General features: G+C 41.3%; 1 protein-coding gene. It reads right to left on the reverse strand.

Annotated elements, in window-relative coordinates; genetic code table 11:
- Positions 1-118: 118 nt before the first annotated feature.
- Positions 119-1,294: an IS110 family RNA-guided transposase gene (locus tag CSV73_RS16220; protein WP_085132958.1), complete on the reverse strand. Its 1,176-nt coding sequence runs from the start codon at positions 1,292-1,294 to the stop codon at positions 119-121.
- Between the last annotated feature and the right edge of the window lie 242 nt (positions 1,295-1,536).

The following is a 1,536-nucleotide window of genomic DNA, read 5'->3' on the forward strand; positions in this document are numbered from 1 at the left end:
AGCGTGCTTGTTCTTTTAAGGTAAACAATCGTTCAGTCACATTCATCCGCTCCCACATCTTTTTATTCATTATAAACAAAAGTACCCTATAGGATAGACTTTTTTCAAAGTGTCTATCTTATAGGGTACATTTTAGTTGCCGCGATCCTAGGGCTTTTTCTTTGTTGTAATGCACTCGTTCCGATAATACTTTATAAATAACCCTCAATAATTTATGACCGCAGGCGACCACGGCTTTCATCTTCGATCCCCGAGCAGAAATACGATAATAGAGTGAACTAAAGGCTGGATCCTTAGAACGACCGGCCATCCCACCACTTGCATACAGTGCGGTCTTCAAATATTTATTCCCTTGAGTGGTGCGTGAACTTTTTTTCTTCCCTGCGCTTTCATTAGACCCTGGAGAAACCCCTGCCCAAGAAGCTAAATGTCCAACTGTTAGAAAGGCCTCTACATTTGGGCCAATTTCTCCTAAAATAACAGCGGCACTCTGTTGTTTCACACCAGGTATTTCCATCAGCAGCGCGTACTCTTCCGGAAAGTACTCCAAAATATGACGTTCAATGTCTTCCTCTATCTGCTTGATCTTTCGTGAATAAAAATGATATTCCTCGAAAGAATCTTCCAATAATCGACGATTGATCCTACTTAGTTTCCCATCCATCGCGGTCAATAAATCCTGCGCAGACGCTTTCACACGTCCATGTCTACATGCCTCTATCCGTTCGATGCTTACTACTTCTCCGTCAATAAATAGTCGGAGTAAGGCTTGTCCTGTCTTTGAAAAAATATCCGACAAGTAGCCAGTGAGTTTAATATTGGATCGTTGAAGCACATTGTGTAGTTCGTTTTTGGCCTGCGTTCGTTTTTGCATGTAGGACTGTCTGCGCCTCGTCAGTAATCGCAATTCCATCACTTTGAAGTCGGGAATATATGAAGCCTGAATAAGACCACAACGACCCAACTGGGCAATCCATTCGGCATCTTTCGTATCCGTTTTTCGTCCAGGAACATTCTTAATATGTTGAGGATTGGCAAGTGTAATATGAAACGGAGCTTCGGAAAAAATATTGAACACAGGTAACCAATATTGTCCGGTGCTTTCCATAAAGACATCCGTTACTTCATGATTATTCAACCAGTCAAGTGCTTGACGTAACTCATGGGTGCGAGTACCAAACGTTCTTTCATACTTTTTAGGCCGATTCGTATCTAAGGGACCATCCAGAATACAACAGACAATGGTTTTTTGATGGACATCGATGCCACAACATGTTTCTACCATGATTTCCATTTAGAATCCCTCCATCGAATAAAGTGTAGGTAATGGAGCTCCTTATGAAAAATAGAAATTTTATTTCCACGTTCTAAGACGTAATCGGCTGATCGCTCGTGATAAGAAGCTCATCCAGTTTTTTATACAGGTTCGGCAAAACCCATTAAACGTACGGATTTGTATTACCTATCTTCATTATACTGGACGAGCTACCTTTCCGTCATGGCAGAGATTGCGAAGCAATCATATAGTTTTTTATG

Source organism: Sporosarcina sp. P1, from assembly GCF_002743155.1.
Taxonomy (GTDB): domain Bacteria; phylum Bacillota; class Bacilli; order Bacillales_A; family Planococcaceae; genus Sporosarcina; species Sporosarcina ureae_B.